Consider the following 26436-nt stretch of genomic DNA (forward strand, 5'->3'; position numbering starts at 1 on the left):
TCGAACACAAGGCAGCCATACGTTGAGCGAATTCGGCGACGTCGCGCAGCCGACCAACGTGTGCTTTCAGCAGAGCGTGACCACGTTTCGGGCCGAAGCATTGAGAACCGCACCTCAGCAGTGGCTGAGAGTGGAGGTGCCTGAAGCGCCGTACTCGACCCGGGTGGGTGCTCCAGGAGCCCCGGGGCGAAGAGGTGGAATCCGAGCCGATATATGTTCGCGCGCGTGCTCACATTCGTTCATGCTGCGCGGGCAGGCGAGAGCATGTTGGATCAATTCTTTGGCCGCTTGTGCCTGCGCGATACGCCGCTCGAGCTCTTCGACGTGATGGCACAGCAGTTCGCGGTGTTCCATCGGGTCGGCGGTGGACAGCACCGTCGCCAGCTGCCCTAGCGTGAGACCAGCCTCCTTGCCCATCAGGATCAACGCCACGCGTTCGAGGTCCGTCTGGTCATACAGCCGCTGGCCACCCTTTCGGCGAGCAGGCTCCAGCAACCCCAGGCTCTCCCAGTACCGCAGCACGTGTGTGCCGAGCCCGAACCGCTGAGCCAGATCGCCGATGGTCACCATCGCACTTGACTTCATGTGTCCATTAACCGGCACGCTAGCGGCATGAGCAAACCGATGATCGCGGTCGGCATCGCAAACTCCGGTGACCCGCCGACGCTGGATGGTCACGCTGTCACTCACCGCCGCCGCTTCACCGAACCAGCCCACCGGCTCTGCTGCTGTAATCCTGTCCCTACCAACTGATTAGGAATCGTATGTTCAACAACAAGGTGCGAGCCAAAACGGTGCTCACCGTATGCGGTGTCGTATCGCTTCTGCCCATCGCAGTCAGCGGTTGTGGAGCCGCCGATGGAGATACACGCGCCCCTGCGGCGAACCAGGTGGAGATACTCGAACTTCATGTCGAGAACGATCAGTACGCGGCCCCAGATCTCGACCGCGCGGGAATGAGTATCGGCGATATGGATGTATTCTCCGGAAACGCTATAAAGGACGGGTTGAAGGTTGGACGCGGAGGCGGCACTTGCCAAGCCGTACATGTCGACGCCGAAAAGGTCACTGCGCAGTGCCTGCTCACGATGCAGCTGGAGAGCGGCTCGGTCACGATGCAGGCTCTGTGGGTCAGGGGCTCGGAGCCGCTCGACATGGCGATCACCGGCGGTACCGGCTCCTACCTGAATGTCGGTGGCACTGTTCGCTTCTGGGGCATCGGGACACCGAACGAGAGGGTGCGCGCCGAAATCATCCGTTGAGTCGGCCGAGCGAAGCTATACGTTGAACCTGAACTCGACTACGTCGCCGTCGTGCATGACGTAGTCCTTGCCTTCCATCCGCACCTTGCCGGCCGACTTGGCGGCGGCCATCGATCCTGCTTCGACGAGGTCGGTGAAGGCCACGACTTCGGCTTTGATGAAACCGCGTTCGAAGTCGGTGTGGATGACGCCTGCGGCTTTGGGGGCGGTGTCGCCTTGGTGGATGGTCCAGGCGCGGGACTCTTTCGGGCCTGCGGTGAGGTAGGTCTGCAGGCCGAGGGTGTGGAAGCCGGCGCGGGCGAGGGCGTGCAGGCCGGGTTCGGTCTGGCCGATGGATTCGAGGAGTTCGAGGGCGGATTCGTCGTCGAGTTCGAGGAGTTCGGCCTCGACCTTGGCGTCGAGGAAGACCGCGTCCGCGGGCGCCACCGAGGCTTTGAGCTCGGCGACCTTCGCCTCGTCGGTGAGCACCGACTCGTCGGCGTTGAAGACGTAGAGGAAGGGCTTGGTGGTGAGCAGCGAAAGTTCTTTGAGCAGTTCGGTATCGACCTTGTTGCCTGCGGCGAACAGGGTGGTGCCGTTGTTCAGGAGTTCCTGCGCGGCCTTCGCGGCCTCGGCGACCGGCTTGCGGTCCTTCTTGATCTTGGCTTCCTTCTCCAACCGCACGACCGCCTTCTCCAGGGTCTGCAGGTCGGCGAGGATGAGCTCGGTCTCGATCACCTCGATGTCGGCGGCGGGATCGACCCTGCCGTCCACGTGCACCACGTCGTCGTCGGCGAACACGCGCACCACCTGGCAGATGGCGTCGGCCTCCCGGATGTTGGCGAGGAACTTGTTGCCGAGACCGGCACCCTCGGAGGCGCCCTTCACGATGCCCGCGATGTCGACGAACGACACGACGGCGGGCACGATGCGCTCGGAACCGAAGATCTCGGCCAGCGTGTTCAGCCGCGGGTCGGGCAGCGGGACCACACCGACGTTCGGCTCGATGGTCGCGAACGGATAGTTCGCGGCCAGCACGTCGTTCTTGGTCAGCGCGTTGAAAAGCGTCGACTTTCCGACGTTGGGCAGACCGACGATTCCAAGAGTGAGACTCACGAGGACGAGAGTCTACGCGGCAGCCCCGATCGACCACTCCGCGCCCGTCCCCAGCAGAAACCTCGCGGCGCTCGTCCGGCAGCCCGGCTTCGGGACGTCAGGGAATGAGGACGACCTTGCCGAGGTTGCCGCGCTCCTCGATCACCCGGTGCGCCTCGGCCGCCTCGTCGAGCGCGAACTCCGCGTGCACCGCGGGCCGCAGCTGCCCCGAAGCGACGTACTGCCACAGCTCCTGCCGCCAGTGGTCGTACAGATCCGGCTGCTCCTTCGCGATGCGAGCGATCTGGAACCCGATCACCGACTTCGCGCCGACCAGCAGGTCGTAAGCCTCGATCGTGCCGCCGCCGGAGCTGTAGGCGACCAGACGCCCACCGGGTGCGACCGCCGCGACAGCGGGCCCGAGCAGCTCGCCACCGACCGCATCCAGCGCGTAGTCGACCGGCTCGCCCCACGACTCCTGCCCGTACTCGACCACCTCGTCCGCACCGAGCCCGAGCACGAACTCCGCCTTGGCCCGATCCGAGACCGCACCAACGACCCGCGCCGCCCCGCGCACCCGCGCGAGCTGCACCGCGAGATGGCCGACGCCGCTGGCCGCCGCCGTGACGAGCGCCGACTCGCCTTCCTTCGGGCTCGCCGCTTCGAGCGCCCCGAGCGCGACCAAACCACTGCGCACCAACGCGACCGCGTCGACGGCGGACGCGCCGTCGGGAATCGGTGTCGCCATCGCCGCGGCGAGCAGCGCGTACTCGGCGTATCCGTGCCCGAACACCAGCCCGGTCACCCGATATCCCGGCGCGTACCCGGTGACACCCTCGCCGACCGCGACCACCTCACCCGCGACCTCGCCACCCAGCGCGATCGGCGCGCGCTGCTCGCGCACTTTGCGCACCACCGGCAGGGTCACCCCGATCGCGTCGACCCGGACCAGCAGTTCGCCGGGCCCCGGTGTCGGCACCTCGGCCGACACGACCTCGAGCACTTCAGGACCACCGCTGTGCTCGTACTGGACCCGCCGCATGTACACCTCCGAGATCGTGCGAAGACGCAACGGTAACCAGCCCCCGCTGTGCGCTCCTACTCGATTTCGGCCCCGAGTGCGCCATCTCACGACCGGTCGGCGATCCGAGCAACCCACGGGACATCACCGCGACGACCCTCGGGAACCCACTCCGGCACGTCCCGTTCGCTGGTGCCGCACGGTTGGCCGGCTCGGGTCAATCCAAAATTTCGCCGGTTCCCAGTGCGCGCGTCAGGGTCCGCGCCAGACTCTCGGCGAGTCGATTCGGAGCAGGAGTCACATCCGGCCCCGACTCGTAGTCTGGCCACCACCATGCTCGACTTCGCGGCCGACCCGCACACGATCGGTAAGCACCTCAACGTCGCCAATTGACCCGCTTGCGATAACCACCGCGCGGGGTACCGTGACCTGCATGGAGCCGAGCACCGAGATGGTGACGGCGCGGCCGGCGCCGATGCTCGCGCCCTTCATCGATCAGTACCTGGGCTATCGCATGGTGGGGTATGCGGCGGGGCTGCATCGCGGTCTGCCGTCGGCGTATATGACGTTCATCGTCAGCATCGGCGCGTCCATCGACGTGGTGGCGCAGACGGATCCGAGCCAGTCCCCGCAGGACTACCGCTGTTCGGTCAGCGGATTGCAGGCGAGCTCGGCGCTCATCGCGCACGAGGGCTACCAGGAGGGTGTCTCGATCGCGTTGACCCCGCTCGGCAGCCGGGCGCTGTTCGGTATGCCCGCCGCCGCGCTCTGGGATACCTCGGTGGAGTGCGCCGATGTGGTCGGTCCGGTGGGCCGCGAGCTGTGGGAACGGTTGCAGGAGCCGCTCGGCTGGCCGGAGCGTTTCGCCACCGTCGACCGGATACTGACCCGCCTCGTCTACCCCGATCGGGTGGTCGCACCCGAGTTGGCGTGGGCGTGGCGGTCGGTCGTCGGGTCCGGCGGGGTACTGACCGTCGGCGCGCTGGCCGAGGAGATCGGTTGGAGCAGACAGCATCTCGCGCGCCGATTCAACGACGAGTTCGGCCTGAGCCCGAAGCTCGCGGCCCGCATCACCCGCTTCGAGCGGGCGCGGCGGATGCTCGAGCACACCCCGTCCTACATCACCATCGCGCAGGTGGCGGCCAGCTGCGGCTACTACGACCAAGCCCACTTGAATCGCGACTTCGCCGAGCTGGCCGGAACCAGCCCGACGCACTGGTTGAGCGAGGAGATTCCATCCGTCCAAGACACCGACCGGTCCGCCGGACGACGCTGAGCGCATGACAAATCCAGCACCTACCGAAACCACCACCCGCACCGCCGTGTGGCCCACCCTGACCTTCCGTGACGCACGGGCCATGTCCGCCTTCCTCGTCGAAGCCTTCGGCTTCGTACAGACCGCGATGTACACCCGCGACGACGACCCGTCGATCGTCGAGCACGCCGAACTGCGCTGGCCGCTCGGCGGTGGCGTGATGTTCGGCACCGCGTGCAAGGACGAGAGCGAGTTCGGCAAGCGCGTGCCCGGCAACGACTCGACCTACGTTGTCTGCGAGGACCCGGACGCGCTGTTCGAGCGCGCCACCGCCGCCGGGGCCGAGGTGCTGCGCGGCCTGCGCGACGAAGACTACGGTTCGCGCGGCTTCACCGTCCGCGACCCCGAGGGCAACCTCTGGAGCTTCGGCACCTACTGGGGCGAATAGCCGAGCACGCCGCGGCGAAGAACCCGCGAGCAGCCGGGAGCACAACGTAAGTTCACCTGGGGACCTGTGGCCCAGCGGTCCTGAATACCGCTGGGCCATAGATATTTTCACCGACCGCCGAGTCCGGACATGGCCATACCGCGGATAAACGCGCGTTGACCGACCCCGTACACCACCAGCAGCGGCACCAGAATGACCATCGAGGCGGCCATGAGAATCGGCCACTGCGTGTGATACTGCCCTTGCAGGCGCACCAATCCCAATGTGGCAGTGGCGATCTCATTGCGTTGAATCATGACCAACGGCCACAGGAAGTCGTTCCACACGGTGATCCAGGTGAGCACCCCGAGCACCATCAGGGCAGGACGGGTGTGCGGCAACAGCACTCGCCAATAGACCTGCCAGGCGGAGCAGCCGTCGAGAATTGCCGCCTCCTCCAATTCCACGGGCAGCGTGGCGAAGAACTGCCGCATCAGATAGGTGCCGAAGGCGCTGCCGAACAGCCCGGGCACGATCATCGCCCACGGCGTATCCACCCAGCCGAACGCACGCATCACCAGGAACTGCGGGATCACCGTCACGGTCAACGGCACCATGAGCGTGCCGAGATAGGCGACGAACAGCACCTCGCGACCGCGAAACCGCAAGCGCGCGAACGCGTATCCGGCCAGCGAGCAGAAGAACACCTGCCCCGCGGTGACACACACGGCGTACACCGCAGTGTTGATCAGCATGCGTCCGAGCGGAAGCAGCTCGAACACCGTCCGGTAGTTGGACCATTGCGGCTCGGCCGGCAGCAACGTCCGCTCGACGATCTCCCCGTCCCGCTGCAACGATCCGGACAACGCCCACAGCACGGGCGCCAACGCACACCACGCGATGCCGATCAACACCGCGTAGATGCCCGCACCACGAACCGTCCGACGCAGCACCGCATGCCGCCCGGTCCGGACCCTCACAGCTCCACCGCGCCCCGCCGGGCAAACCGCAACTGCACCAGGGTGAGTACCAGCAGAATCGCGAAGATCACCCACGCCAACGCCGACGCGTACCCCACCTCATAGAACCCGAAGGCGTTCTGGAACAACATGATCCCCAGCAGATACGTCCCTGTCTCCGGCCCGCCGTTGCTGCCGGTGAGCGCGTACACCTGGTCGAAGGCCTGCATCGAGTTGATCACGGTGATCACGAAGACGAACGACAGCGGCCCACGGATCAACGGCAGCGTGATCGCGGAGAATCGCCGCAGCGCACCGGCTCCATCGATCCTCGCCGCCTCGTACAGCGGCTCCGGCACCCCTTGCAGCGCGGCCAGCAGAATGACCGTCGCGAACGGCACACCCTTCCACACGGTGACCACACTCAGCGAAATCAACGCCAGGTCCGGATCGGTCAACCACGGCACCGGCCCCAGTCCGGCCCACCCGAGCCCGATATTCAGCACCCCGTCCTCGGTGAAGATGAACCGCCACACCACCGCCATCGCCACCGTCGACGCGACCAGCGGCAGAAACGCCGCCGTCCGAAAGATCCCGATGCCGGCCAGCTTCCGGTTCAACGCCGCCGCGATCCCCAATCCGAGCAGCACCGTCGGCACCAGCGTCAGCACGGTGAACACCGCACTGTTGCGCAAGGCGATCAAGAACAGCGGATCCGCTCCGAACAGCCGCTGATAGTTCGCTACCCCGACGAACCGCATCGGCCGGAACAAGTCCCACGAATGAAAACTCAAATACAGCGAAAACCCCAGCGGAAACAGGAGGAACACCGCCACCGCCCCCACATTCGGTGCCACAAAAGCCCATCCGGCCCGCTCGCGCTTGCGTGCCAGCGCGGTGCGTGGCACACCACGGTGAGCCCTGCTCAGCCAGGTGCCACTCACGGGGCGTCCAGCAGCGCGTCGAGGTCGGCGGTGAATCGGCCGCCGAGCGAGTCGGCGGTGGCGGCACCGCGCAGGACACGGTTGCTCCCACGCTCCAGCAGTGCGGACACCTTGCCCCAGGCGGGCGTCACCGGCAACGGGCGGGAGTTGTCCGGCCCCTCGGTGAAGACCGCGAGGTTGCGGATCTCCCGATGCGCGGCGGCGAAACCCGGCGAACCCATCGCGGATTTCAGCACCGGCACGAACAATCCGGAGGCGGCGATGATGGCCTGCCCCACCGGCCCGGTAGCGAATTTGACGAACTCCCAAGCCTGTTCGACGCGCGGACTGCCCGCCGCGATGGCCAACCCGGTGCTGCCGACATCGGTGATCGCACCGGGCCCGCCCTGCGGTCCGACCGGCAACACCGTCACGTCGATCGAAAGCCCCTCCTGCCCGGCGAATTCGGAGTACAACCAGTGCCCGCCGAGCACCATCGCCGCCCGGCCGGCACGGAACAGGTCCGGTGCCGAAATCGACAGCTGGTCGGCCACTTTCGGCGCCACCCGATGCCGCACCGCGAGATCGGCATAGAACTGGAACCCCGCGGCGAAACGCGGATCCCCGATGTTGGCCCTGGTCGGCGCCACCGACGGCGTGAACCAGTCCGCGCCGTTGTTCATGCCGAAGCAGGCCGCCGAGTAGTACGGCACCCAGGCATCCGCGAAGCCCCACCGCCGGTGGCGGGTGAGTGTGCGCGCGGCGTCGAGGAATTCGTCGAACGACCACGCATCGTGCCAGCGCGTGGGCGGCGTCAGCCCGGCCTGCTCGAACAGCTCCCGGTTGTAATAGAGGAACACCCCGGACCACTGCTCGGGCAAGGCGTACTGCCCACCGGCGTAGCTGAAGGTGTCGTACAACGCCGGATAGCTGTCCGCGCGCAACCTTTCCGCATACTCGGGCTCCCCGGCCAGCAGGGTGCGCAGATCGAGCAGCACACCACGCTCGGCGAGCCCGGCATAGAGCAGCTCCCAGGCCATCACGACGTCGGGGCAGGTGCCGCCCGCGCAGTAGGTGAGCAGCTGCTGCTGCGGGTCCGGGCCGGACATGATGGTGCGAATCCTGATGTCCGGGTGCCGCTTCTGGAACTCCTCGATGATCGCCAGCCGCACTCGTGCCTCTTCCGGCCTGGCCTGGAAGAAGAAGGTCAGCGCGTCGTCGGCGGAACCGCAACCGGTCGCGGCCAGCAGCGGGGCGGCCAGCGCCGAGCCGAGCAGGGTGCGACGACGAACCGGTGACACGTTGCTCCTCCACAGCGGTGGATACGTGAACCTCGGCAGGGAACGGACCGATCGGCGAATGCCGGAGCCAGCATGGCAGCATACGGGTGGCAACATCGCCGTGCGAGGGAACACGCCCACGCGCACGCGAACACCCGGAGATCGTGAACAACGGCCGACCGGGCAGCTGACGCCCCCGCGGGCCACCCGTACCCGCCGCGTACCGGATCGAGCCCCGGCTCGGAGAAACCCACAGCACGAGTCGCCGCGGCGACCTCGATCCGCGTCGCAATGTTCAGACTTCACTAAGTGCGGCTCATAGCCGCTTCAGTTCAGCTACGTTGTGAACGTTTCAGCAAGTCCAGCTCGATATCACGGGAGAGTAGTTCGCATGGCGACCATCGAATACCTCCGGACAGATCCCGACCTACCTCCCGTGGGTGTCGTGGACCGTTCGCCTATCACCCCTGTCAAAAAGGGAATCTTCGCCGGAATCGCGGTAGTCGGCGCGATCGCGTGGGCAATCATCGCCATTGCCCGCGGCGAGTCCGTCAACGCGGTCTGGATCGTGGTCGCGGCGGTGAGCACCTACGTGCTCGCCTACCAGTTCTACTCCAGGCTCATCGAATACAAGATCGTCAAACCACGTGACGACCAGGCCACACCGGCCGAGATCCTGGAGAACGGCAAGGACTACATGCCGATGGACCGGCGGGTGCTGTTCGGGCACCACTTCGCCGCCATCGCGGGCGCGGGCCCGCTCGTCGGCCCCGTCCTCGCCGCCCAGATGGGCTACCTGCCCGGCACGATCTGGATCGTGATCGGCGTCGTCTTCGCCGGCGCGGTGCAGGACTACCTGGTGCTGTGGGCCTCGACCCGCCGCCGGGGCCGCAGTCTCGGGCAAATGGCCCGCGACGAGCTCGGCGCGGTCGGCGGCGTGGCCGCGATCATCGCGGTGCTGGTGATCATGATGATCCTGCTCGCGGTGCTCGGCATCGTCGTGGTGAACGCGCTGGCCGCGACACCGGGCCCGGACGGGGTGCTGCACGGCGGCAGCCCGTGGGGCGTGTTCTCCATCTCGATGACCATCCCGATCGCCCTGTTCATGGGCGTGTACCTGCGCTACCTGCGCCCCGGCGCGGTCGGCGAGGTCTCCCTCATCGGGTTCGCGCTGCTCATGCTGGCCATCATCTCCGGCAACTGGGTCGCCGGATCCGGCTGGGGCCAGGACTGGTTCACGCTGTCGGGTACCACCATCGCGTGGGGCCTGATCCTCTACGGCTTCATCGCCTCGGTGCTGCCGGTGTGGCTGCTGCTCGCGCCGCGCGACTACCTGTCGACCTTCATGAAGATCGGCACCATCGTCCTGCTTGCGGTCGGCGTCCTGGTCACCATGCCCGTGCTGAAGGCACCCGCCGTCTCGGACTTCGCGTTCTCCGGTAACGGCCCGTCCTTCGCGGGCAGCCTGTTCCCGTTCCTGTTCATCACCATCGCCTGCGGCGCGCTGTCCGGATTCCACTCGCTGGTCTCCTCCGGCACCACGCCCAAGCTGCTGGAGAAGCAGTCGCACGCCAGGATGATCGGCTACGGCGGCATGCTGATGGAGTCGTTCGTCGCGGTGATGGCGATCATCACCGCGAGTATCATCGACCAGCACCTGTACTTCGCGATGAACGCGAGCGCAGGCCTCACCGGCGGCACCGCAGAGAAGGCGGCGGCCTACACCAACAGCCTTGGGCTGGCGGGCGATCCGATCACCGCCGCCGACCTGAACAAGGCGGCCTCCGACGTCGGCGAGACCAGCATCGTCTCGCGCACCGGCGGCGCGCCGACGCTCGCCGTCGGCATGTCCGAGGTGCTGCACCGATTCCTCGGCGGCACCGGGCTCAAGGCCTTCTGGTACCACTTCGCGATCATGTTCGAGGCGCTGTTCATCCTCACCACGATCGACGCGGGCACCCGGGTCGCGCGGTTCATGCTGTCGGACTCGCTCGGTAACTTCGGCGGACCCGCCCGCAAGTTCAAGGATCCGTCCTGGCGGCCGGGTGCGTGGCTCTGCTCGGCGATCGTGGTCGCCGCGTGGGGTTCGGTGTTGCTGATGGGTGTCACCGATCCGCTCGGCGGCATCTACACGCTGTATCCGCTGTTCGGCATCTCCAACCAGCTGCTCGCCGCGATCGCACTGACCGTGGTGCTGACCATCGTGATCAAGAAGGGCCTGATCAAGTGGGCCTGGATCCCGGGGGTGCCGCTGGTCTGGGATCTGACGGTGACGATGACGGCGTCCTGGCAGAAGATCTTCTCCGCCGACCCGAAGATCGGATACTGGAAGCAGCACAGCAACTACAGCAACGCGCTGGACGCCGGGAAGATCTTGGCGCCCGCCAAGACGGTCGAAGACATGGAGAAGGTGGTGCGTAACACCTTCATCCAGGGCAGCCTGTCGATCATCTTCGCGGTGCTGGTGCTGATCGTGGCGATCGTCGGCGTGCTGGTCTGCGTGCGGGCCTGGCGCGCGGGCGGCGGGCCGAGCAGCGAGTCCGAGGATGAACCGTCGAAGATCTTCGCGCCGAAGGCCTTCTTCGCGACCGCCGCCGAGAAGGAGGTGCAACGGGAATGGGACGCCCTGATCGAATCGGGCAAGGTCCGCGCACCCGGCGCCGCGCACGCGAAAGCGGTTCATTGACCGTGCGGAACGCAGCGCGGGACGGCCGGTCGACTCGATCGGCCGTGCCGCGGCGCCTGCGCGACGCTGGAAACGCTTGCGTGACAGCGCTTCGCAGGGTTGTCTGGTATTTCGACTCGATTCTCGGCGGCCAGGACTACCGGCGGTATGTGGACCACCTGGCCCGCAACCATCCCGGTTGCGAGGTGCCGACGGAACGGGAGTACTGGCGGACCCGGCACGCGGACGCGGACAACAATCCGACGAACCGCTGCTGCTGAGGCCTGGCAGGGCGGTGCGATGAGGGTGCCGCTCTGCCTGCCGACCGACGGGCCGAGCCGCGTACGCGCGGCTCGGCCCGTCCGCGTTCGGGGCCGATCACTCCCCGCCGGAGGGGTGATGGCAGATTTCCGCTAGCGGAGGCTGTGCTCAGCTGACATTGTGGTTGGCGTGACGATCACGGCATTCGATTTCGACCTGTGCTATCGCGCGGTATCGACCAGGGACGCCCGTTTCGACGGGCAGTTCTTCACCGCGGTGCGAACCACCGGAATCTACTGCCGCCCTTCATGTCCGGCGATCACGCCGAAACGGGCGAACGTGTCGTTCCTACCGACCGCGGCGGCCGCACAACAGGCAGGCTACCGGGCCTGCCGCCGCTGCCTACCGGACGCGGCCCCCGGCTCGCCCCTCTGGAACACCCGCGCCGACCTCGCCGCGCGCGCGATGCGACTGATCGGCGACGGCGTGATCGAGCGCGGCGGCGTGCCCGCGTTGGCCGCCACGCTCGGCTATTCACAGCGGCAGCTGACCCGCGTGTTGACCACCGAGCTCGGTGCCGGCCCCCTGGCACTGGCCCGTGCGCACCGGGCGCATACCGCGCGCCTGCTGATCCAGACGACGGCGATGCCCATGTCGGACATCGCGTTCGCGGCCGGGTTCGCCAGCATCCGCCAGTTCAACGACACGGTGCGCGAGGTGTTCGCGGTCAGCCCGACCACCATGCGGGCCGAGGCGCAACGCGTGAAGTCGGGCTCGAACGGACGCCCCGTGCCCGCGGTCAACGGGACGCTCAGCCTTCGGCTGCCCTACCGCGAGCCACTGGATCGGGCCTGGCTGGAGTGGTTTCTCTCGTCGCATGTGGCGCCGGGCATGGAGCTGTGGGAGAACCGCGTCTACACCCGAAACCTGCGCACGCCGCACGGTCATGCGACGACGCGGCTCAGCTTCCAGCGCGACCACGTGCGCGCCGAGCTGGCCCTGCACGACATGCGCGACCTGGCACCGACCGTCGCCAGGCTGCGGCACCTGCTCGACCTCGACGCCGACCCGATCGGCGTCGATGAGGCACTGGGTGTCGCTCCGGGACAGCGGGTTTCGGCGCCCGAGCCGGCCGACCCGGTCACCACTCGGTTGCCGGACGCGGGCGCGGGCTCGCCACCGGACGCCGAGACCACGCCCGAAGCGGGCGATGTGCGCCGGCCTGTCTTCTCCCCCGGCATCCGGGTACCTGGCTGTCTCGATGGGCCGGAGTTGTTGCTGCGCACCATGATCGGGCAGCAGATCTCGGTGTCCGCAGCGGCCACGCACACAGCACGGCTGGTCGAGGCGCTCGGCGAACGAGTCGAGGGGCCGATACCGCTGCTGTTCCCGACACCCGCGGTGATCGCCGAGCGCGGCGCCGAGGTACTCACCGGCCCCACCCGGCGGATCCGCTCGATCATCGGTGCCGCCGAAGCCCTGGCCAGTGGCGAACTGGCGTTGCATCAGGGCCGAACTTCCGCGGACCTCCGCCGCGACCTGCTCGCCCTGGACGGGGTGGGGCCGTGGACCGCCGACTACGTGACCATGCGCCTGCTCGCCGACCCGGACGTGCTGCTCAGCACCGACCTGGTGGTCCGCCAGGGTGCCGCGGTGCTCGGCATCGACCTCACCGACACCGCGCGCTGGGCGCCGTGGCGGTCCTACCTCTCCATGCACCTGTGGAAGGCGGCGCTGACCGATCGTGCCGACCGAGCCAAGGCCGCCAAGTCCACCTTCTCGAAAGCGAGTGCCGAAGCATGAACGCCCCCACCGTTGTTCGCTCCTCCCAGCGCCGCATCGGTACCACCACCGCGGATTACGCGACCACGGACACGCCGATCGGCCCGTTCACCGCCCTCATCGACCCCGACGGCGCCGTGCTCGCCTCCGGATGGACCGCCGACGCGGAGAACCTGCGCACCCTCATCCACCCGACCTTGCGCCCGGCCGAGCTGCGCCGACGCGACTCGCTCGGCGAGCTCACCCGCGTCATCACCGACTACCACGCGGGCGACCTCACCGCGATCGACACCGTCCCGGTCCGCCAGCACTCCGGCGAATTCCTGCTGCACGCGTGGGAAGTCCTGCGCAAGGTTCCCGCGGGCGCGCCCATCACCTACACCGAATACGCCGCCGTCTCCGGTCGCCCCGACGCCACCCGCGCCGCGGCCAACGCCTGCGCGCGCAACGCGGCCGCCCTGTTCATCCCATGCCACCGCATCTTCCGCATCGGCGGTGCGCTCGGCGGGTTCCGCTGGGGGCTGCCGATCAAGCGCTGGCTGCTCGACCACGAGGGTGCTGCGCGGTCCGCCCTGTTCGCCACCACGTGAGGCGCACTCGCCGAAATCGCCACCGCGAGCCGCGCACTCCGGCATCGCCACCCACAACCGCGCTCGCCAGAGACCCTCTGAGGTCTGCTTTCGACCGCGTTCAGGCCACGGTTGCCTCTAGCCGGGAACCGTTGCGGCCACGGCGCACGTGCAGGCGGCTGGGGATGCGCTGGCGCATCTCGTCGACGTGGCTGACCACGCCGACCACCCGGCCGCCCGCGCGCAGTTCGTCGAGGACGCCCATCACGGCGTCGAGGGTGTCGGCGTCGAGTCCGCCGAAGCCCTCATCGATGAAGAGGGTGTCCAGCACCAGGCCGCCGGATTCGGCGGCGACGGTGTCGGCCAGGCCGAGCGCCAAAGACAGTGAAGCCATGAAGGTTTCGCCGCCGGAGAGGGTTTTGGCGGGGCGGATGGCGCCGGTGTAGTCATCTCGGATGTCCAGACCGAGGCCGCCGCGGCGGCCGCGCGGGCCCGCCTTGTCGGTGTGCACGAATTCGTAACGGCCGCCCGACATTCGGCGCAGACGCAGCGAGCCGGCCTGCGCCACTTCTTCCAGTCGGGCGGCGAGAACGTAAGAGCGCAGCGACATCCGGCGATTGTTCTCGCCGCGACCGGCCACTACTTCAGCGAGTCCGGCCAGCTCGTCATGCGTGCGCTGTAGTGGCGCGATCCGATCCACCGCTGCCCAGAGCTGGCCGCCGAGGTCTTCGAGCAGGGCGACCCGCCTGCTCGCCTCGGCGTGCCCGGCAACCGCGGCGTTCAGCTGGGTCTGCGCGGCCGCTACGGCGGCTTCGAGCTCGCCCAGGTCGCCGGGTTCGATCGATGCGGCCGCTTGGATCTCCGGTTCTGCGAGAACGGCGTGTGCGTGCGCGCGGGCACGGTCGGCGGCGGTCAGTTCCGCCTCGATGTCGGACTGCCGTTGCGGAGTCCGGCTCGCCGCGTTGACCACTCGCGCGTACGCGGTCAGTCGCGCTACGTCATCTCGTGGGGCCGCGGTCGAAACATCCTGCACACCATCGGCACTCCGCACCTCATCGTCTGCGCCTGCAGCGCTGGCCCCTGCGACGTCGGCCTCAGCAGGGTCCGCCGTTGCGCCCCCGACCCCGGCTACGTTGGCTCCGGCCCCAGCTACGTTGGCTGCGGCAGCGCCGGGCCCGGCCGCGTCGGCGCCCGCAACGCCAGCCCCAGCAACACCGGGTCGGCCCGCAGTCTCATGCTCGGGTACGAAACCGGCTGCGCGGGCCAGGTTTTCGACGCGGTCGGCGATCACGGCGACCTGCTCGCGGGCTGCGGCGGCATCGGCGCGCGCGTCGCGCAGGGCGGTGGCGTCGGCGACGAGGGCGGTGAGGCGGGCGTAGCGGTGATCGATGGTTTCGTCCGCGCCCGCGGCGGCGCGGAGGCGGTCGTCGAGTTCCGCGAGGCGGGTTGTCAGGGTGGCGACATTCGCGGCGACAGTGCTTCGGCGCGAATCGGATTCGCGGAGTTCGTCGTGCAAGCGGGACTCGTCTGTGCGCAGTCGGCCGAGTTCCGCGGTCAGGCCGTCGGCGAGGGCGGCCAGCTCGGCGGTGTCCTCGTAGCGGTCGGTGGCGGCGCGCAGGGCGGCGGCCAACTCCACCCGGTCGACGTCGCCGCCGCGGGCGGTGAGCGCCTCGATCTCCCGCTCCAAGGCGGTGATTCGCGCGAATACTCGGTCCCTCGCGTCCTCAGCGGCGCGTTCGGCCGCGACCGCGGCCTCCTCGGCCTCCTTGGCGACGGCGCTGGCGGTGGGGCGAGCGGGCGCGGGGTGATCGGCGGAGCCACACACCGTGCAGGGCAGGCCGTCGGTCAGCCCGGCCGCCAATTCGGCGGCCATGCCTGCCAGCCTGCGTTCACGCAGGTCGAGGACGCGCTCCTTGGCATCGTTGTGTGCGGCACGAGCCGACTCGAACTCGACCCGCGCGTGGTCAAGAGCTGTTCTGCGGGAAGCGAGTTCGACCGCCGCTGCGGCGGCCGTCTGCAGACGTTCACACTCGGCGGTCAACGTCGGCAGCGTGGCGGCCGCAGTGGTCGCCTCGCGCAGGCGCGCCTCGAGGGTGGCGAGGGAGCCGGGGAGCTGCTCGCGCAGCCGGGTCAGTTTTGTCACCTGGGTGTTGAGGGCCGCGTCTTCGTCACGCAGCCCCGCCAGCTCCTTGGTGAGCCGCTCGGCCGTCGTCGCGTCGACGCGCACCTCGTCCAGCGCGCCGATCTGCGCGCTCCAGCGGCGAATCGCGCCATCGATGTCGGCGTCGACCTTGATGACGGCCTGGCCGGGAGCGGTCGCAGAGTCGGCTGCACCTACTCGATCCGTCCCGGTGCCAGGGTAATTCGCACGGGACGGCCGATTGATGTCCGCGTTCGCCGTCGGCTCGGCCTCGACATTCGCGTGCTCGATCAGTTCCGTGCCACCGAGATCGGCCGCACCGGGCTCGAGCAGGCGGGCGGCCAATTGCTTACTGGCATTGAGGGCCTCGGACGCCCGGCGGCGCATCGCCATGACCGCGTCCCGTGCCTCGTCGATGGCCGCGGCTACCGGCTCGGCGCGCCGGGCCAGTTCGAGTTCGGCCTGTAGCGCGGCGCGCTGATCCGCTGCGGCGGCGTAGTCGTCGAGTTGCTTACGGGCGGTGGACATTCGACGGCGTAGCTCGTGCAGGCGGCGCTGCTCCTCGGCGAGTCCCCGCACTCGGGCCGACTCCTGCTGGCAGCGTTCGGCGGCCGTGGCCGCGGTGGTCAGATCGGTGCGCGCCGTGGCGAGCAGCTCCTGCGACCAGCCGACGGCCTCCAGCGGGCCGAGCGTCTCGGCCGCGCTCGTGCCACCCGCGACGCCGAGCTGCGCGATCAACCGGTCGATGCCCTGCTTGCGCGCGTCCAGGTCGGCGGCGGAGGCGCGGCGCTTGTCCGCGAGCCACTGTTCGGCGCTGCCGAATCGTTCGGTGTCGAAGAGCTTTTCGAGCAGCTTCTCTCGATCCTCGTTGTCCGCCCGCAGGAAGCGCGCGAAATCGCCCTGCGGCAGCAGCACCACCTGGAAGAACTGGTCGGCGCTCATGCCGAGCAGCCGGATGATCTCGTCGCCGATATCCGGTATCCGGGACAGGTTTTCACCGCGGCCGTCCAGCCAGGCCAGCGTCGCCTTGGCGGGGTCGGTGCGCATGCCGGTGCCGCGTAGCTTCGGGCGTTCGAACTCGGGAATGCGGGTCAGGCGCACCCGCCTACCGCCGAGGGTGGCCTCCAGGATCACCTGCGGCGGTGTCTGATCCGGTGCGTGGTCGGAGTGCAGGCGTTTGCTCTCGCCGCGGGCGCCGGGGACCCGGCCGTAGAGCGCGAAGGCGATCGCGTCGAGCACGGTGGTCTTCCCCGCGCCGGTCTGCCCGTGCAGCAGGAAGAGTCCGTCGGCGCCGAGCGCGTCGAAGTCGACGACCGTGGTCTCGGCGAACGGGCCGAACGCGGTCATCTCCAGCCGGTGCAGCCTCATCCGGCGGCACCACCGTGTTCGGGCATCGTGCCGCGGCGACCCTGCCGAGGTAGCGCGGGGCGAGCGGCGAGCCGCGCCCTCACGCCGAGAGTTCCGCTGCCGAGTCGGCGGCCGTCAGCGCCTGGTCCGGTTCGGCGACGGCAGCGGCGAGCGCCCGCTCCAGCCACGCCATTTCACCCGCGCTCGGCGCGCCGCGGACGTCGGTGAGGAAGCTCTGCGCTACTTCGGTGTCGCGGCGGCCGTGCACCCGCTCACGGTAGCGCAATTCCGGGTTGCCCTCCGGGCGCACCCACTCGACGTGCACCGCGTGCGGGAAGCGTTCGCGCAGCTTGCGCATCGCGTCGACCGGGCGGGTCGAGTCGGTGAGCACCGCGGAGACGTAGTGCTCCTCGGCCGCCGCGTGGCTCGCGTCGGTGAGCAACTCGTCGAGTGTTCCGGTGAGTTTGGTCAGGCCGCGGACCAGGGGCAGGTCTCGCCGTTCGACCGAGTGCAGGCCGGCGGCATCGAGCTCGATGATCCACACCGCCTTGCGATGTGAGCTCTCCGCGAACGAATACGGCAGCGGGGAGCCGCAATAGCGCACGGACTCCGACAGCGTCTGCGGGGAATGCAGGTGGCCGAGCGCGACATAGTCGATGCCGTCGAAGGCGGCCATGGGCACCGTCTCCACGCCGCCGACCGAGATGGAGCGCTCCGAACCGGTCGCCTCGCCGCCGACGACGAAGGCGTGCGCGAGCACCACTGTGCGCACGCCGTCTCGCTGCGCGATGTCCGCGCGGATCCGACGCATGGCGGCGTCGAGGATCTCCGCGTGCGAACGCGCCTGCGGCACATCGAGTTCCGCGCGGGTGATGTCGGGCTCCAGGTACGGAATGCCGTAGAACGCCACGGGGCCGTGCTCGTCCTCGAGCAGTACCGGCCGGTCGGCATCGGCGACGGTAGTGCGCAGATACAGCCCGCCCGCCGCCGCGAAGCTCGCGCCCGCGCCGAGCCGCGCGGGCGAGTCATGGTTGCCGGAGGTGGCGACGATCCGGGCACCGGCCGCGCGGATGGCCTCGAAGCCTCGGTTGCACACCGCGATCGCGTCGGCACTCGGAATGGACCGGTCGTACACGTCGCCGGGCAGCACCACCACCTCGACCGACTCCTCGACCACCAGCTCCGCGATCGCGGCCAGTGAACGTGCCTGGTCGGCAAGCAGATCGACCCCGTGGAACGTGCGCCCGATGTGCCAGTCCGAGGTGTGCAGCATCCGCATCCGCGAAACCGTAGGCCACCGCACCGACACAATTCAATTGCCGTGGCCCTCGTGTCGGATAGCCGCCCTCTTCTCCGGCGTGTCAGCGGTGATTCGTCCGGCACTCCGATGGCTATTCCGGAGCGTACGCACGGCTGCCGGAGCTGACCCGTGTCGCCATGGCGGGGCGCTGAGAGTGCCACCGCGAGCGAAGTTTTGGGTGCGGTTCCGCGCGGCGACGCGTCATGGGCAGCGCCCGATCGACGGCCGCGAAGCGAGGCAGGTCACGAATTCGTTTGCCACGTCATGACCGATCGCGCCGTATGCATGGCTTGACCACCTCATTTGCCGACACGGCGCTGCGTAATTGCCAACCGACGGCACTTGTCGGTGGCGTGCGGCACTATCGGCGCTATGACCGCACCGATGCTTGTCGCACTGATGCTGGTATTCGCCGCCGGAGTCGGGCTCGGCTGGCTCGGCCATGCCGCACGCGCCGGGCATCGGGCCACCGCGGCGGAGGCGAGACTGGCCGCGGCCACCGACAACGAGCGGCTGCTGCGGCAGTCGCTCACCGCGGCGAACGAGGATGCGGCGCGCAGGCATTCGCACGCGATCGGCGCCATGGTCGACCCGCTGCGCGAGGCGGTCGGCGCGCTGAACCAGCACATCCAGCAGGTCGAGCATCATCGGATCAACGCGTACTCCGGCCTGCGCGAGCAGGTGGCGGGCATGCAGCGCACCTCGTTGCAGCTGACCAGCCAGACCAGCCAGCTGGTCGCCGCGCTGCGGGCGCCGCAGGTGCGCGGACGCTGGGGTGAGATCCAGTTGGAGCGCGTGGTCGAACTCGCCGGAATGACCAGGCACGTCGACTTCGACACCCAGGTCACGCGCGCGGCCCGCGGCAACGGCGCGGGTGACCGGACCGGCAACGTCCGACCCGACCTGGTGGTGAACCTGGCCGGCGGCAGGCACATCGTGGTCGACGCCAAGGTCCCGTTCAGTGCCTATCTGGACGCCAGCACGGTCGACGATCCGGATATGCGGGCCGAGCATCTCACCAGGCATGCGAAACATCTACGCGGGCACATCGACCAGCTGGCCGACAAGGCGTACTGGGCCGCCTTCGATCCGGCGCCGGAATTCGTGGTGCTGTTCGTGCCCGGCGATCCGTTCCTGGACGCCGCGCTGACCACCGACTCCGGCTTGCTGGAGTACGCGTTCGGCCGGAACGTGATCCTCGCGACGCCGACCACCTTGATCGCCTTGTTGCGCACGGTCGCGTTCAGCTGGCGGCAAGAAGCACTGTCGCGAGATATGGCGACCGTTCAGCAATTGGGAAAGGAGTTGTACGCCCGGCTCGGCATGACCGGTCGGCACCTGGACCGGCTCGGCGCGCAACTCGGTAAGGCCGTGGACGCTTTCAACTACACCGTGGCGTCGGTGGAATCGCGGGTCATGGTCACCGCACGCAAACTGCACGACCTGGAAATTGCGGAAGAGGAGGTGCCGGCAATCCAGCGGGTGGATTCCTGGCCACGCGCGGTGGGCTTCGCCGACGCCGCTGATTAACCGGGTAACCGCCGTGCCATAACGCCCTCCGGCGCGGCGACGGTTAGTGTTCACAATGTGGCTGCTTCCCAACGTGTGCGAACCCGGGTGCCCGCGCCGCAACGCTCGATACTGCCGACCGTTCCGGGTCTCCCGGTGGGTGCGGCGGTCCTGATCGCGGTTGCCTGCACGTTTCTGGGTTTCTTGATCGATGCGAACGGCGACAGTACCGATCTGACCGGTACCTTCGCCGCGCTGTACATCGTCGGTTGTCTGGCAGCCGTGCTGACGGTCCGCTATCGCGGCCTGTTCACCACCATGGTGCTGCCGCCGTTGCTGTTGTTCATCGCCGTCCCGCTCGCCTACAAGCAGCTGACCGGCGTGGCGATGAGCTCGATCACTGAGATCCTGCTGAAGCTGGCGGTTCCGCTGGTGGAGCGGTTCCCCACGATGTTCCTCGCCACCGCCCTGGTGCTGCTGATCGGTGGGGCGCGCATCATGATGCAGCGCCGCGGCGAGCCCGACGAGCGCGCGACGGAGTCGCGGCGCGGCGAGAGCTGGGGCCGGACCGCCACCAAGCGCCCGCGCTCCGGCCGGACCGGCGCGGCGAGCCTGGCCGAGTCGGCCCGCCGTCGCACCCGCCGACCCAAGGACGAGGCGGACGACCTCGAGCACGATCTCGAGGAGAAGACCCCGCGGCCGTCCCGTCGGCCCGCGCCTCCGGTGGCCGACGCGCCGCCGCGGGTCGCCGCCCCCGCCCGGCCCCGCGAGGGGCGCCCCGCTCCGCGCACCGGCACCCGCCCCGCCGCGGCGCCGCCACGCGCGGACAACGAACCGCCGCGCGGTAATCCGCCGCGCCGCCGGAGCGATCTGCCGCCGCCGCACCCGCAGCCCAACGTCCGCTACCGCGAACGGGATTCGAGCCGCACCGACCGCCGCAGGCCCGAGAACCTATAACCGCGGTCGTTCAGTCGCTCAGGCCGCCTGCGAACGGCATCGACCGCCAATACTCGATGGACGGTGTCAACGCCTCGGCGAGCATGGGCAGCTGCGGCACCACCGCGAGACAGGCCAGCGTTCTGGCCATGCCCACTGCGTTGATGAACCGCATCAGGCGTTCGTCCAGCGGGCGCAGACCGCGCCGCTGTGCCGCGGCGTTGTACGCGGCCTCGCATTCGGGGCCGAGAAACGCCAGATCCCATTCGACCGGACCGAGCGTGGTCAGCTCGAAGTCGGCATACAACGGTCCACCCGAGGTGTGCACGATATTGACCGCGGGAGCGTCCCCGTGGATCGGCTGGAGGTCGATACCGGGGAACTCCGCCTCGAACGCCGCACGCGACCGGATGACCGGTTCCAGGATCTCCCATTCCCGCTGCGCACGATCGAGATCCGCAGGGTCGATGAGGTCGGGACTCTGCGCGAGGGCGGCCAGGCTCTGCGTGACCACCGCCGGTTCGGCCGAGGACAGGAATGGCAGCTCGCCCGGGTAGCCGCGCAGCGCGGCGTGCAGGTCCGCGATCAGGCCGCAGTTGTGCGCGTAGTCGGGCTCGACACTCGCGTCCAGCTCGACGAACTGCCAGAACGTCATCGAGAAACCGTTGCGCCGCACGGGTTCCCGTGGCACGAGCGGGCTCGGCGGAATCACCGGAATGCCCTGTTCCGCGAGCCACGCCACCACGTCGAGCTCCGAGCGCTGGCGTGTCGTTTGCGGATCCAGGTCGGGCGAGAGCAGGACGGTCGGCACCCGCACCACCACCGGTGCTGGAGCGAGGTGCACGACCACAGAGAACGCGTCGTGCAGGACCTTCGGGTCGGTCACGGTCAGCCCGAGATCACGGCCCGCGTCGACCGCCGCGGCGACCGCTCGGTTGGTGCGGGCGGCGAGCTGATCGGATGTCATGGCTGCTGGCATGCGGCGATGGTGTCAGGCCGGGCCGCCACAGCGCGACATATTTATGGCGCTGCGCGTCCGGTGTGGCTTCGGAGGCTGATGCGACACAACGCCGCCGGGCATAGTCGGCCGAACGGCTCGGCAGCTCAACCCCGGACGGTTCGGCACAGCTCAACGCCGGATGGTTCACCACAACCCAACCCCGAATGGTTCGCCACAGCACAACCCCGGGCGGTTCGGCGCAGCACAACCCCGGATGGTTCGCCGCAGCACAGCGCCGGGCGGCTCGCCGTATGGCGGCGGGCCCTGACAGCAATCAAGCGGACACCACGGCGGCACCGAGCGGATCGGACCACGCACCACGCACCACGTCCCACCCGCGAACGCCATCCACCCTCAACGGGACACATAGCAACACCCACCGGGTCGACCCGCCACCACGTTTCCCGCGCGAATTCCATCAGCCGCAACGGGACACCACGCCACCGACATCCCGCTCAACGCCAAATGGTCCGGCGCAGCTCAACCCGGGCGGGTTCGCCGCAGGTCAACCCCGGGATGGTCGCGCAGCTCAACCCGGGCGGTTCGCCGCAGCTCAACCTCAGGGTGTGGTCGCGCGGGTCAGCGGCGGGTGGTGCGCAGTTCGCGGGGCAGCGCGAAGACCAAGGTCTCGTTGGCGGTGGTCACTGGCTGCACATCGGCGTAACCGTGCTCCTCGAGCATGTCGAGCACGCCGCGGACCAGGATCTCCGGCACCGAGGCACCCGAGGTGATGCCGACGGTGCGGACGTCGGTGAGCCATGCGGGGTCCACCTCGCGGGCGTAGTCGACGAGGTAGGCGGCTTTGGCGCCGGCGTTGAGCGCGACCTCGACCAGGCGCACCGAGTTCGAGGAGTTGCGCGAGCCGACGACGATCACCAGATCGCATTCGGGCGCCATCGCCTTCACCGCCACCTGACGGTTCTGGGTGGCGTAGCAGATGTCGTCGCTCGGCGGATCCTGCAGCGCGGGGAAGCGCTCGCGCAGCCGCTGCACCGTCTCCATCGTCTCGTCGACGCTCAGCGTGGTCTGTGAGAGCCAAATCACCTTCGACTCGTCGCGGACGGTGACCTTGTCCACCGAGGCGGGGCCGTCCACCAGCTGCACGTGCTCGGGCGCCTCGCCCGCCGTGCCTTCGACTTCCTCGTGGCCCTCGTGGCCGATCAGCAGGATGTCGTAGTCGTCGCGGGCGAACCGCTTGGCCTCCTGGTGCACCTTCGTCACCAGCGGACAGGTCGCGTCGATGGTGTGCAGGTTCCGGGCGGCGGCCGAGGTGTGCACCGCGGGTGAGACGCCGTGCGCGGAGAACACGACCACCGAGCCCTCGGGCACCTCGTCGGTCTCGTCGACGAAGATGACGCCCTGCTCACGCAGGGTTTCCACGACGTGGCGGTTGTGCACGATCTCCTTGCGCACGTAGATCGGCGCGCCGTGCTTCTCTAGCGTCTTCTCGACGGTCTCCACCGCTCGGTCCACGCCGGCACAGTACCCCCGTGGCTCGGCGAGCAGCACCCGCTTGCCGCCGACGGGATCGACGGTTCCGGCACCCGCTGAGCGGGTGATTCCGACGTTCAAGGGTATGGCCGAGGACATGCCGACAGCTTACGTGCGCCGACCGACTATCCGCCGTCCGGGCAGTGCGCCGAAGTCGGCGGCCTGCGGCGAGGCGTGGTCCGCCCGCGCCGTGCGATACGCCAGAATCACTCTCGTGAGCCCCGACCTTTGCATAGCACACCATTTCGGGCAGGCTAGGACCATGTTTCGACCACCGTTCCTGGCCCGGGTAGCCGCCGGGGCCGCCGTGTACGCCGTCGAGGAGACTCGTCGGCTACCCACGGCCGCAATGAATTTACCGATCACCGCGATCAGTCAGCTGCTGCAGACGACGATGCATGTCCAGCAGTTCGTGACGAGCCTCGCGCTCAAGGGCGACGCGGTCTTCGATCGATTGGCCAATTCTCCGGAGGAACAGCCGGAGTGGGCCACCTTCGACGAGGACCTCGACCCGGAGCCGACCCAGAGCGGCGGCGCGGCGCGCACCAGCCGCTTCGACCTGTACGCCACCGACGAGCCCGAGGCCGCCACCTTCACGGCTCGCGAGACCCTGCCCGCCGAGGCCGCCGCCCGCGCCGCCGAGGGCAACGGACACAGCACCTCGGCGACGAGCGCCGACGAGCCGGAGACCGCTGAGCCGGCGTCCGAACCGAAGCTCGAGATCGTCCCCGCGGCCGACCCCGCGCCGGAGATCAGCGTGCCCGAAGTAGCCACCCGCTACGACTACGGCGGCATGACCCTGGCTCAGCTGCGTGCCCGCCTGCGCATGCTGACCGTCGAAGACCTCACCGCGCTGCTGGATTACGAGCAGCAGACCCGCAACCGGGCACCGTTCGTGACCATGCTGACGAATCGGATCGCCACCGTGCAGGCGCAGTGACCGAAACCATGCGCGTAAGCCTCCTCGGGGTCTCGGGCCTCAGGTGCCACGCACACCTTCGTCGACGGTTGGCCGGGTGACCCCCGGTCAACCGGAGCGCACCGGCCAACCGCCCGCGCAGGCCACCGCCGCGCCCGCGAGTTCGGCCGCGCCCGCCAACTCCGCCGAGCAGCCGTATCCGGTGCGCTCCGTCGCGATCAAGGTCGCGCAGTGGATCGACCGGCTCGGCAGCATCTGGGTCGAGGGCCAGATCACCCAGATCAACCTGCGCCCAGGCACCCGCACCGCGTTCCTGGTGCTGCGTGACCCGTCCGCGGACATGTCGCTGTCGGTGACCTGCGACCCCGACCTCATCCGCAAGTCCCCGATCCCGCTGCAGGAAGGCAGCCGGGTGGTGGTCTACGGCAAGCTCTCGTTCTTCACCGGTCGGGGCACACTGTCGTTGCGCGTCATCGAGATTCGCCCGGTCGGCATCGGCGAACTGCTCGCCCGCATCGAGCGGCTGAAGGCCCTGCTCGCCGCCGAAGGCCTCTTCGACGTGCGGCTCAAGCGGCCGCTCCCGTTCCTGCCCAAGACCGTCGGCCTGATCACCGGCCGGGCCAGCGCCGCCGAACGCGATGTGCTGACGGTGGCCAGAAATCGCTGGCCCGCAGTGCGTTTCGAGATCCGCAATACCGCGGTGCAGGGTCCGACCGCAGTGCCACAGATGCTGGAGGCCCTCGCCCAGCTCGACCGCGACCCGGCCGTCGAGGTGATCGTGCTCGCCCGCGGCGGCGGCAGCGTTGAGGACCTGCTTGCCTTCTCCGACGAGGCGCTGTGCCGCGCCATCGTCGCCGCGACCACCCCCATCGTGAGCGCGATCGGCCACGAGCCGGACAACCCGCTCAGCGATCTCGTCGCCGATCTACGCGCCGCGACACCCACCGACGCCGCCAAGCGCGTGGTGCCCGACGCCGCAGCGGAATTGGCCGGTGTGCGCGATATGCGGGCCCGCTCCGCCGCCGCGCTGCGCGGCTGGGTCGACCGCGAGACCCGCGCGCTGACCCAACTGCGTTCGCGCCCCGTGCTGGCCGATCCGCTGCGCGAAATCGACCGGCGCCGTGAGGAAGTCGAGCGCCTGCGCGCGTCGACCCGCCGCTGTGCCGAACAGTTCATTCGTACCGAGGCCACCGCGACCCGGCACCTGCGCGAGAAGCTGACCGCGGTGGGCCCGGCCGCCACCCTGGCCCGTGGCTACGCTGTCGTGCAGCGCGTCGCCGGCCCGGAACGGCATGTCGTGCGCACGATCGAGGACGCGCCCGCCGGCAGCCAGCTGCGCATCAGGGTCGCCGACGGGGCCGTCACCGCAGCCGCGTTGGGCACCCAGGCGCTGGGCGCCCGCAACCCGGACAACACCGCAACAAGGAGGAGCTGACCTTGGCCGACCCCGGCAAGGATGCCGAGACCGAATTGGCTGAGATCGCCACCTTCGGCTACGAGCGCGCCCGCGACGAACTGGTCAATGTGGTGAAGATGCTCGAACAGGGCGGCCTGGACCTCGATGAGTCGCTCGCCCTGTGGGAGCGCGGCGAGGCGCTGGCCAATCGCTGCGAGGAACACCTGGCCGGTGCCAGAAAGCGCGTGGAGGACGCACTCTCGCGCACGGATCTGGAGAACGAGAAGTGACGATCCGCCGGGCGACGCCGGACATCCACACCACCGACATCGAGCGCAGCCGCGACTTCTACCGGCTGCTCGGCTTCGAGGAGGCGATGGACCTCGGCTGGGTCGTCACGATGGCCTCCCCCGCCAACCCCACCGCCCAGGTGCTGCTCATCGGCCCCGGCGCGGAGAAGTTGCAGCCGAACATGAGCGTCGAGGTCGAAGACGTGGACGCCGTGCACGCGGCGATGACCGCCGCGGGCGCCGACATCGTCTATCCGCTGACCGACGAACAGTGGGGCGTGCGCCGATTCTTCGTCCGCGACCCCAGCGGCACCATCGTCAACGTGGTCAACCACCGCTAGGGAAACGTGCAGGCCGGGCCGCCGCCCGAACTGTCCACCCACCCGGCGCGCAACATCCGCAGCAGTCTGCACAGGTATTCGCCGGCCGAACCGGTCGCGGCGGAACCGCTCTCGGCGACGAGCGTCGTGGTCTGTTCGAGTGGAGCGGCGGCAGTCGCCGTCGCGGGTGCCAACAGCATGGCGGCGACCGCGAGGCCTGCAATGGTTTTCTTCATAGCGCTGTCCGAGTTCGTCCGAATCCCCACCCGCCAAGCAGTATTCGACGACTTCTCCCGATGCGCACGACCCC

At 68.9% G+C, this 26436-nt stretch carries 24 protein-coding genes; 13 read left to right on the forward strand and 11 right to left on the reverse strand.

The genetic code is table 11. The features are described 5' to 3' along the window. Positions 1–114: 114 nt before the first annotated feature. The gene (locus ACIHA7_RS03235; protein WP_397285043.1) at positions 115–717 is read right to left on the reverse strand and encodes a MerR family transcriptional regulator; all 603 of its coding nucleotides are present in this window, start codon (positions 715–717) and stop codon (positions 115–117) included. 47 nt (positions 718–764) lie between these two features. Here ACIHA7_RS03235 and ACIHA7_RS03240 point away from each other — a divergent pair, with 47 nt between their 5' ends. Further along, entirely contained in the window at positions 765–1262 is a 498-nt protein-coding gene (locus ACIHA7_RS03240; protein WP_397285045.1) for a hypothetical protein, read from the forward strand. Positions 1263–1277: 15 nt separating this feature from the next. On the opposite strand, the gene ychF is transcribed toward ACIHA7_RS03240, so the two are convergent. Together ychF and ACIHA7_RS03250 are read right to left on the reverse strand one after the other, a co-directional pair. After that, positions 1278–2357, reverse strand: a complete 1080-nt coding sequence (ychF, locus tag ACIHA7_RS03245) for a redox-regulated ATPase YchF (protein WP_135233193.1) — start codon at positions 2355–2357, stop codon at positions 1278–1280. Positions 2358–2454: 97 nt separating this feature from the next. Beyond that, the gene (locus tag ACIHA7_RS03250) at positions 2455–3378 is read right to left on the reverse strand and encodes a zinc-binding alcohol dehydrogenase family protein (RefSeq protein WP_397285048.1); all 924 of its coding nucleotides are present in this window, start codon (positions 3376–3378) and stop codon (positions 2455–2457) included. Positions 3379–3790: 412 nt separating this feature from the next. Between ACIHA7_RS03250 and ACIHA7_RS03255 the strand changes: the two genes are divergently transcribed. Together ACIHA7_RS03255 and ACIHA7_RS03260 are read left to right on the forward strand one after the other, a co-directional pair. Beyond that, a complete protein-coding gene (locus ACIHA7_RS03255) occupies positions 3791–4633 on the forward strand; it encodes a helix-turn-helix domain-containing protein (protein WP_397285050.1) in 843 nt (280 codons plus the stop codon). A gap of 4 nt (positions 4634–4637) precedes the next feature. Beyond that, the gene (locus ACIHA7_RS03260; protein WP_397285052.1) at positions 4638–5060 is read left to right on the forward strand and encodes a VOC family protein; all 423 of its coding nucleotides are present in this window, start codon (positions 4638–4640) and stop codon (positions 5058–5060) included. A 107-nt stretch (positions 5061–5167) separates the two neighbouring features. Here the strand turns inward: ACIHA7_RS03260 and ACIHA7_RS03265 are convergent, their stop codons facing one another. Genes ACIHA7_RS03265 through ACIHA7_RS03275 form a run of 3 tightly spaced genes read right to left on the reverse strand, consistent with a single transcriptional unit; the run spans position 5168 to position 8222 of the window. Further along, positions 5168–6019 carry a carbohydrate ABC transporter permease gene (locus ACIHA7_RS03265; protein WP_397285054.1) on the reverse strand — a complete coding sequence of 284 codons (852 nt, stop codon included), beginning with the start codon at positions 6017–6019 and terminating at the stop codon, positions 5168–5170. After that, positions 6016–6891, reverse strand: coding sequence for a carbohydrate ABC transporter permease (locus ACIHA7_RS03270; protein ID WP_397286480.1), 876 nt, complete (start codon positions 6889–6891; stop codon positions 6016–6018). Before ACIHA7_RS03270 ends, ACIHA7_RS03265 begins: the two co-directional genes overlap by 4 nt. Positions 6892–6938: 47 nt before the next feature. After that, complete coding sequence (locus ACIHA7_RS03275; protein WP_397285056.1) at positions 6939–8222, reverse strand: ABC transporter substrate-binding protein; 1284 nt, start codon at positions 8220–8222, stop codon at positions 6939–6941. 370 nt (positions 8223–8592) lie between these two features. Between ACIHA7_RS03275 and ACIHA7_RS03280 the strand changes: the two genes are divergently transcribed. From ACIHA7_RS03280 to ACIHA7_RS03295, 4 genes are all read left to right on the forward strand, one after another. Further along, on the forward strand, positions 8593–10887 hold the full coding sequence (locus tag ACIHA7_RS03280; protein ID WP_397285058.1) for a carbon starvation CstA family protein: 2295 nt from the start codon (positions 8593–8595) through the stop codon (positions 10885–10887). Between the two features lie 80 nt (positions 10888–10967). After that, positions 10968–11147 (forward strand): YbdD/YjiX family protein, encoded by a 180-nt coding sequence (locus tag ACIHA7_RS03285; RefSeq protein WP_194836379.1) that lies wholly within the window; start codon positions 10968–10970, stop codon positions 11145–11147. Positions 11148–11316: 169 nt separating this feature from the next. Continuing rightward, a complete protein-coding gene (locus ACIHA7_RS03290) occupies positions 11317–12930 on the forward strand; it encodes a DNA-3-methyladenine glycosylase 2 family protein (RefSeq protein ID WP_397285060.1) in 1614 nt (537 codons plus the stop codon). Beyond that, positions 12927–13499, forward strand: a complete 573-nt coding sequence (locus tag ACIHA7_RS03295; protein ID WP_397285062.1) for a methylated-DNA--[protein]-cysteine S-methyltransferase — start codon at positions 12927–12929, stop codon at positions 13497–13499. The genes ACIHA7_RS03290 and ACIHA7_RS03295 overlap by 4 nt, the downstream gene beginning before the upstream one ends. A 100-nt stretch (positions 13500–13599) precedes the next feature. On the opposite strand, the gene ACIHA7_RS03300 is transcribed toward ACIHA7_RS03295, so the two are convergent. Both ACIHA7_RS03300 and ACIHA7_RS03305 read right to left on the reverse strand, forming a co-directional pair. After that, entirely contained in the window at positions 13600–16986 is a 3387-nt protein-coding gene (locus tag ACIHA7_RS03300; protein WP_397285064.1) for an AAA family ATPase, read from the reverse strand. A 79-nt stretch (positions 16987–17065) separates the two neighbouring features. Next, on the reverse strand, positions 17066–18244 hold the full coding sequence (locus ACIHA7_RS03305; protein WP_397285066.1) for an exonuclease SbcCD subunit D: 1179 nt from the start codon (positions 18242–18244) through the stop codon (positions 17066–17068). A 393-nt stretch (positions 18245–18637) separates the two neighbouring features. On the opposite strand from ACIHA7_RS03305, the gene ACIHA7_RS03310 reads away from it, so the two are divergent. Beyond that, positions 18638–19795 (forward strand): DNA recombination protein RmuC, encoded by a 1158-nt coding sequence (locus ACIHA7_RS03310; protein WP_107659166.1) that lies wholly within the window; start codon positions 18638–18640, stop codon positions 19793–19795. Between the two features lie 57 nt (positions 19796–19852). Further along, complete coding sequence (locus ACIHA7_RS03315) at positions 19853–20731, forward strand: DUF6542 domain-containing protein (protein WP_397285068.1); 879 nt, start codon at positions 19853–19855, stop codon at positions 20729–20731. Positions 20732–20741: 10 nt separating this feature from the next. Here the strand turns inward: ACIHA7_RS03315 and ACIHA7_RS03320 are convergent, their stop codons facing one another. Then, positions 20742–21689 (reverse strand): aminoglycoside phosphotransferase family protein, encoded by a 948-nt coding sequence (locus tag ACIHA7_RS03320; RefSeq protein WP_397285070.1) that lies wholly within the window; start codon positions 21687–21689, stop codon positions 20742–20744. 600 nt (positions 21690–22289) lie between these two features. Continuing rightward, positions 22290–23300, reverse strand: a complete 1011-nt coding sequence (locus ACIHA7_RS03325) for a 4-hydroxy-3-methylbut-2-enyl diphosphate reductase (protein WP_397285072.1) — start codon at positions 23298–23300, stop codon at positions 22290–22292. Positions 23301–23463: 163 nt separating this feature from the next. Between ACIHA7_RS03325 and ACIHA7_RS03330 the strand changes: the two genes are divergently transcribed. The 4 genes from ACIHA7_RS03330 to ACIHA7_RS03345 all read left to right on the forward strand — a co-directional run bounded on the left by ACIHA7_RS03330 (position 23464) and on the right by ACIHA7_RS03345 (position 26147). Further along, positions 23464–24141, forward strand: coding sequence for a lipid droplet-associated protein (locus tag ACIHA7_RS03330; RefSeq protein WP_397285074.1), 678 nt, complete (start codon positions 23464–23466; stop codon positions 24139–24141). A gap of 181 nt (positions 24142–24322) precedes the next feature. Next, positions 24323–25555 (forward strand): exodeoxyribonuclease VII large subunit, encoded by a 1233-nt coding sequence (gene xseA, locus ACIHA7_RS03335; protein ID WP_397286483.1) that lies wholly within the window; start codon positions 24323–24325, stop codon positions 25553–25555. Positions 25556–25557: 2 nt separating this feature from the next. Then, complete coding sequence (locus ACIHA7_RS03340; RefSeq protein ID WP_397285076.1) at positions 25558–25806, forward strand: exodeoxyribonuclease VII small subunit; 249 nt, start codon at positions 25558–25560, stop codon at positions 25804–25806. Beyond that, the gene (locus ACIHA7_RS03345; RefSeq protein ID WP_135233209.1) at positions 25803–26147 is read left to right on the forward strand and encodes a VOC family protein; all 345 of its coding nucleotides are present in this window, start codon (positions 25803–25805) and stop codon (positions 26145–26147) included. Before ACIHA7_RS03340 ends, ACIHA7_RS03345 begins: the two co-directional genes overlap by 4 nt. Here ACIHA7_RS03345 and ACIHA7_RS03350 read toward each other — a convergent pair. Next, positions 26144–26362 (reverse strand): hypothetical protein, encoded by a 219-nt coding sequence (locus ACIHA7_RS03350; protein ID WP_397285079.1) that lies wholly within the window; start codon positions 26360–26362, stop codon positions 26144–26146. The two genes, ACIHA7_RS03345 and ACIHA7_RS03350, sit on opposite strands and share 4 nt — an antisense overlap. Positions 26363–26436 lie beyond the last annotated feature (74 nt).

The sequence above is a fragment of the Nocardia sp. NPDC052316 genome (assembly GCF_044547795.1).
In the GTDB taxonomy this organism is placed as follows: domain Bacteria; phylum Actinomycetota; class Actinomycetes; order Mycobacteriales; family Mycobacteriaceae; genus Nocardia.

Excerpts from the sequence above, each read along its gene's own strand:
- ACIHA7_RS03325 (WP_397285072.1), bottom strand. The coding sequence starts at position 23,300 with ATGTCCTCGGCCATACCCTTGAACGTCGGAATCACCCGCTCAGCGGGT.
- ACIHA7_RS03350 (WP_397285079.1), bottom strand. The coding sequence starts at position 26,362 with ATGAAGAAAACCATTGCAGGCCTCGCGGTCGCCGCCATGCTGTTGGCA.
- ACIHA7_RS03305 (WP_397285066.1), bottom strand. The coding sequence starts at position 18,244 with ATGCGGATGCTGCACACCTCGGACTGGCACATCGGGCGCACGTTCCAC.
- ACIHA7_RS03240 (WP_397285045.1), top strand. The coding sequence starts at position 765 with ATGTTCAACAACAAGGTGCGAGCCAAAACGGTGCTCACCGTATGCGGT.
- ACIHA7_RS03255 (WP_397285050.1), top strand. The coding sequence starts at position 3,791 with ATGGAGCCGAGCACCGAGATGGTGACGGCGCGGCCGGCGCCGATGCTC.
- ACIHA7_RS03280 (WP_397285058.1), top strand. The coding sequence starts at position 8,593 with ATGGCGACCATCGAATACCTCCGGACAGATCCCGACCTACCTCCCGTG.
- ACIHA7_RS03295 (WP_397285062.1), top strand. The coding sequence starts at position 12,927 with ATGAACGCCCCCACCGTTGTTCGCTCCTCCCAGCGCCGCATCGGTACC.
- ACIHA7_RS03320 (WP_397285070.1), bottom strand. The coding sequence starts at position 21,689 with ATGCCAGCAGCCATGACATCCGATCAGCTCGCCGCCCGCACCAACCGA.
- ACIHA7_RS03300 (WP_397285064.1), bottom strand. The coding sequence starts at position 16,986 with ATGAGGCTGCACCGGCTGGAGATGACCGCGTTCGGCCCGTTCGCCGAG.
- ACIHA7_RS03260 (WP_397285052.1), top strand. The coding sequence starts at position 4,638 with ATGACAAATCCAGCACCTACCGAAACCACCACCCGCACCGCCGTGTGG.
- ACIHA7_RS03250 (WP_397285048.1), bottom strand. The coding sequence starts at position 3,378 with ATGCGGCGGGTCCAGTACGAGCACAGCGGTGGTCCTGAAGTGCTCGAG.
- ACIHA7_RS03310 (WP_107659166.1), top strand. The coding sequence starts at position 18,638 with ATGACCGCACCGATGCTTGTCGCACTGATGCTGGTATTCGCCGCCGGA.
- ACIHA7_RS03330 (WP_397285074.1), top strand. The coding sequence starts at position 23,464 with ATGTTTCGACCACCGTTCCTGGCCCGGGTAGCCGCCGGGGCCGCCGTG.